General features: G+C 49.9%; 4 protein-coding genes and 1 pseudogene. 2 read left to right on the top strand and 3 right to left on the bottom strand.

What is annotated here, in order from left to right:
* Window positions 1-1,257 precede the first annotated feature (1,257 nt).
* A complete protein-coding gene (locus FHW37_RS33250; RefSeq protein ID WP_145643842.1) occupies window positions 1,258-1,827 on the bottom strand; it encodes a recombinase family protein in 570 nt (189 codons plus the stop codon).
* A 697-nt stretch (window positions 1,828-2,524) separates the two neighbouring features.
* Window positions 2,525-2,737 (bottom strand): hypothetical protein, encoded by a 213-nt coding sequence (locus FHW37_RS33245; protein WP_145643841.1) that lies wholly within the window; start codon window positions 2,735-2,737, stop codon window positions 2,525-2,527.
* A 96-nt stretch (window positions 2,738-2,833) separates the two neighbouring features.
* Here FHW37_RS33245 and FHW37_RS33240 point away from each other — a divergent pair, with 96 nt between their 5' ends.
* On the top strand, window positions 2,834-3,205 hold the full coding sequence (locus FHW37_RS33240; RefSeq protein ID WP_145643840.1) for a hypothetical protein: 372 nt from the start codon (window positions 2,834-2,836) through the stop codon (window positions 3,203-3,205).
* 10 nt (window positions 3,206-3,215) lie between these two features.
* Window positions 3,216-3,443, top strand: coding sequence for a hypothetical protein (locus FHW37_RS33235; RefSeq protein WP_145643839.1), 228 nt, complete (start codon window positions 3,216-3,218; stop codon window positions 3,441-3,443).
* A gap of 206 nt (window positions 3,444-3,649) precedes the next feature.
* On the opposite strand, the pseudogene tnpC reads toward FHW37_RS33235, so the two are convergent.
* Window positions 3,650-4,504 (bottom strand): annotated as a pseudogene (gene tnpC / locus FHW37_RS33230) (IS66 family transposase); the annotation flags it as partial.
* Window positions 4,505-4,599: the final 95 nt, after the last annotated feature.

Raw genomic sequence — 4,599 nt, 5'->3', positions numbered from 1 at the left:
CGATGCCTTCATAGCTTCCGCTCCTGTTCCCAGCCGGGAATCTAGCGCGGAAAACTCCAATTAAAAACGATCCAGTTTTTGGGGATCAGAGCACCTTACATTGATATGGAAGGACGGTAAGCCGAAATGTGGAAATCGGTCTAGGTGCAAAATTGCTGTTGCTACAGCTGCCTCGCCATGCATTCTCGGCTGATAGCCTGAAGCATTACTTCGTGCTATTCAACATAACCCCTCAAGCACTATACAACGGCTATGATCAAAGACGTTTCCAACAATAACATTGAATATAAGCTTGGGCGGCTGTCTATCCCAGCTGATGACCTTAAAAAAACCTTGAAACCGGGAGTTTTCAAAGAATTTCGGCTACGAACAATAAGATCGAGTTCGAAAACATAGAGGATATGCGGTCGCATAAAGACCTGCTGGTAGGTGAACCTTATATCACCTGTGACAGCTTGAGGATGATGTTCAGCCGAACATCAACAACGATCAACCTCGGATACGGCGTTACACCGGTCGATCCGAGTATTGCCCGTTCTATATGTCTGCAACTCAAAGCTCATAAGAATTGGGCAGACTATGTCGTAGACAACTCGACGCCGCTTATGTTCGCAATGAATGCCATCCTGATATCGGCATACGGATTGAGCTTTCTAGCTGATAAATCCGAAAAGTTATTCAACCTTTTGACCGCATACTACCTTCTATTAGCAATATTTCTTGGCGGACTGTGGATCGTTATCATACTATGGGCTTGTTACATCGAATTCAGACGACCGTGCGTGACAAACAAAAAGTCGAAGGGCTTTATTAAACGTAACATGGAAAGCATAATCGTGGCGACGATCAGTGGAGTAATCTGTACAATTGTTGGATCATTGATAACGTACTATCTAAGCTCAGCTAAATGACGATATATACTTTCAGAAAAGGAGTATTAAACGTGAGGTACAAATGTCCCAGATACGACAGCAAATTGAGATCGTTGGTAAGATCGACGATAGCGCCTTAAAGCTCAGCAAAGAAGTTGAACAACGTCTCATACGAGAGTTCAGGTCACCTTTCCCCGGCAGGTACGAGAAGATCGACGGACATTTGATTAGGCGTTTAAACGGTCTGAGGTAGCTTTCTGAAGAGCTTGGACAACTTACCGCGCCAGCGGCTGACCACGTTTCCCGCCCGCGCCGCCGATGGCCCAAAACTCCGCAAAACGATGTAATACCATAACATCAGAACAAACGAGAAGCTAATTCAGGCTCAATTCAAAGCCCTCATTACCGTTGCGCGACTGACATCAAGCCTCTTCGCCATTGCTGAAATGGTAGCGCCTGATCCGATCTCTCGCTTGATTACCGCCACTTGTTCAGCCGTGAGGCTCTTGGGGCGACCGAACACTTTACCTTTGGCTTTCGCGGCGCTCAGTCCAGCATGGGTCCGTTCGCTAATAAGATCACGCTCAAATTGTGCGAAAGCAGTGAGCATTCTGAAAACAAGATCGCCTATTGCGCTGGTCAGTTCAAAGCCTTCCAAGGCGATGCAATGGACTTCAATGCCATTCTCCCGCAAGACTCTAACGGTCGTCTCGATATCGATAGCGTTACGACCAAGCCTGTCGAGTTTCGTCACTACGAGTCGATCACCGTGCTCCATCCTGTCCAAGAGCTTCTGAAAACCGGGACGCTGCGCAGCTGGAACTTTGCCAGAGATGTTTTCGGATACGATACGCGGCTGTTCGATGGTGAAACCCTTGCGGCTGATCTCATCGAGTTGGCTTTCAGTAGTCTGGTCAGAGCTGCTTACACGGCAGTACGCAAAAGTCCGGCTCATGGCATCATCCTGTTCAAAATCGATGTGAATTAATATGATGCGTTCAAAACCATGTCAATGAGACTTTTGAACACCATGTCTGGACATGTTCGAATACGTTCGTTTTTGAACACCAACTCCGCTTAACGTTTCATTAACCATAATCACCCACACTGTAGCTATCACGTTCACCTCGTGATGATAGGCTAGGAGGCAGGATTTCAGGGCTTCGATCCTGCCTCCGCTATCTCCTCAAGAGAGTCCACCAATCAAACAGCCATCAAAGCGCCACATCATGAGCCAAACCATCTTGATGGGTGGAACTAGACAACGCCCAATGGCGACCGCTTTTGATTTCCCTCAAGCAAAGAGGAAGCCGTCGCCAACCTGCTCTTAATCATTGTCGGTTACATGTGGCTCAACGGCAGGATAATCATCGCTGATCACTGCTGTAGACCAAAGCGCCCCGCGTTGGTCGGACAGAAGAGATAGGTTTTGGGCGGGGGCTCGAACCTATCTCTTTTTAGCTTTTGCTGATCGTACGCTAACGGACGAGTGATGGGATAACGCTATCCAGCCTATTGGTCAGCCTTGATGAAATGCATATGCTGGCTGAAGGCGTCCCCTCGCCTAGGACGACAGACGATCACTCATCACGGTTGTCGTTCGAACGGAAGCTCACCCAGCTTCTTCGAGACAGGCTTTAAGTCTCACGGATTCAAAGCCTGTCTCTTTCTAATTCCATTGACGACATGGTGGCATGGATGTCGTCAATAGTGCGGTGAGGTTTCTCCATTTCCTCACCGCTGTCGAGGCAGGCGGGAGATTCCCTCTCCATTTCGTCTGCCTCGACTAATCTGGCCGAAATTCCGGCAATAGCGACCCCGGCCACCCCGCTACCGCTTTCCCAAATATCGATATGGTCGCCCACGAAATTTGAATCGATTTTTAAAATCGCGAAATGAAAATTTACGATTGGTTGTCATTTTCAATCGAGGCTGTCTAAACAAAATCTCGTGGGGCACGAATGCACGCAAAAGACACGACCGATTACATTAATGGTGCCTTAACCAAAGGTACCGTGATACACCAATTCGCCAGCTCGCATGACTTTCGCGGAGCCACGTTGAAACAAGTAACCTTCGAGGCGGGCAAAAACAAATTATCGGTGCTGATCAAAACCGAAACTAATCTGATTACCCTCACCTACCGAGAAGCTTTTGTTCAGAATTTTCCGCTCATGAATAAGGCTTTGCGGCAGGATGGCCCCAAGTTGCTGCATCATGATTTTGATATTATCTGCGGGAAATTGCAGCACGCATTTGTTTTCGAACACGATGAATTTTCAATTGCCTTCTCCAGCTTCGATTTTGCCGCTCGACCTAGACTACCGAAATGAAATTATCGCCATGATGCTGAGGCAAATCTTCAAGCACATTACATTCATCGAAGCGTTCACCGTTGCCGTTTTGATCGCAACTCCCTTTTGGCTTCATTTTCAGATGTTTCCGGGCGAAGACAAACTTTCGCGCGTGATGGATTGGCTTTCGATCTCTGGTGTCGTTATCGGCCTGGCAGCCTATGTTATCGCGCTTAGTCGAAATATCAGGCGTGCGGTAGCGGACGAGGAAGAATAGCGCGATTCCTCTAAAACCCTTATTTTACAGGGCTTTCCGTCTCGAAAATTCATATGGATTATATTTTAGTTTCTTGAAGTGCATGGACATAGCTCACAGGAGATCTAAGCGATTTCCGCCCTTGTAACATATTGATTTTGCTTTGTTATTTTTGGCACTTTTAAAGATATTTCATAGGGATACCCAATCATGCCGTAAGCGTCCGATCAGGCCAATTCTGACGGCACTTGCAGGTTCCACGGCAGGAGTTCGTCGATCCGGTTGATGGGATGATCGGCGATGCGGGTGATGACCTCCCGCAAGTAGGCTTCCGGATCGAGGCCGTTGAGCTTTGCAGTCTCGATCAGTGACAGGATTGCAGCAGCGCGTTCGCCGCCCTTGTCTGATCCCGCAAACAGCCAGTTCTTGCGGCCGAGCGCAATCGGCCGGATCGCCCGTTCAGCCGCATTGTTGTCGATCTCGACGGTGCCGTCTTCAAGGAAGCGGCAAAGCGATTTCCAGCGGGAAAGCGCGTATCGGATCGCTTCCGCTGTCCCGGATTTTTGCGGCACGCGTTTGAGGTTATCGTCCAGCCATAGCCGCATGGCTTCGACCCTGGGACTGCTGCTATGTTGCCGTGCAGCTTTCCTCACGTCTGGCGGCTCCCCTCGAACGGCCTTCTCAATATCGTAGAGTTCGCCGATCCGCCTCAGGGCCTCCTCTGCAATCGGCGCTTTGCCCGACGTCGTCAGATCGAAGAACTTGCGTCTTGCATGCGCCCAGCAGGCGGCTTCCAGGATGGTCGGTGGGCCGCTTGGCTTGTGTGGTTCGTAGAGATCACGGAAGCCTGCATAACCGTCGGCATGCAGCACGCCGGAGAAGGTAGCGAGATGCTGCCGGGGATGCAGTCCTCTACGATCCGGACTGAAGAAGTAGCAGACTGCAGGTGGGATCGTGTCACCATAGGGACGACCGTCGCGAACATAGGTCCACAACCGCCCGGTCCTGGTCTTGCCCTTGCCTGGCTCCAGAACCGGAACGGGCGTGTCGTCACCGTGAAGTCGATGGCCAGCGAACACATGGTATAGCGCGGCAATCAGGATAAGACGCGGGCGACAATCTGGATGAGATTCTTAGGTCGCGGTCGGGATCAAGTTATCACGCTGATTGTCGCTGA

This window comes from Neorhizobium alkalisoli, assembly GCF_007829835.1.
GTDB lineage: Bacteria > Pseudomonadota > Alphaproteobacteria > Rhizobiales > Rhizobiaceae > Neorhizobium.
Note: the sequence above shows the minus strand (reverse complement) of the source record. Positions and strands in the feature narration are given on the sequence as shown.

Excerpts from the sequence above, each read along its gene's own strand:
- FHW37_RS33250 (WP_145643842.1), bottom strand. The coding sequence starts at position 1,827 with ATGAGCCGGACTTTTGCGTACTGCCGTGTAAGCAGCTCTGACCAGACT.
- FHW37_RS33240 (WP_145643840.1), top strand. The coding sequence starts at position 2,834 with ATGCACGCAAAAGACACGACCGATTACATTAATGGTGCCTTAACCAAA.
- FHW37_RS33235 (WP_145643839.1), top strand. The coding sequence starts at position 3,216 with ATGATGCTGAGGCAAATCTTCAAGCACATTACATTCATCGAAGCGTTC.